This is a genomic window from Variovorax sp. 01N429, assembly GCF_056399425.1.
Map to the genome: position 1 here is coordinate 1 of NZ_JBFTRG010000118.1, position 458 is coordinate 458.

At 74.5% G+C, this 458-nt stretch carries 1 protein-coding gene; it reads left to right on the forward strand.

The window, feature by feature from the left end:
- Positions 1-148: 148 nt before the first annotated feature.
- Positions 149-458, forward strand: a 310-nt coding sequence (locus AC1DSF_RS30860; protein WP_478184117.1) for a twin-arginine translocation signal domain-containing protein, incomplete at its 3' end; no start/stop codon positions are given.

Below are 458 nucleotides of genomic sequence, written 5' to 3' on the forward strand. Positions count from 1 at the left end.
CCCGTCCGCCCGGCCGCGTTCACCGGGCGGACATCACCGCGCGGGAACGTGTGAGCGCCCCGGCGCATCGGACACGCCGGAGCCGTGGACGCGCACGACCCATCAGTGCGCATCCGTTCCCGCCGAGCAAGTCCGAGCAGGAGAAACGATGCCCCAGTCCAGTGGCGTGTCCCGCCGCGGCTTCCTCGGCCGCTCCGCGGTCGTCGGCGCCGGTATCGCCTTCGTCGGCAGCACCGAGATGCTGCTGGCCCCCGGCGCGTCCGCCGCGCAGGGCGGAGGCCAGGGCGAAGACCGCAACGGCAACGGCCGCGGCCCGCGACCCGAGTTCGGCTACGGGCCGCTGGTCGCCGACCCGGCCGGGCGCCTCGCGCTGCCTGCCGGCTTCTCATACCAGATCGTCACCCAGGCCGGAGTCACCAAGCTGGAGTCGGGCCACGCGACGCCGAGCAACCACGACG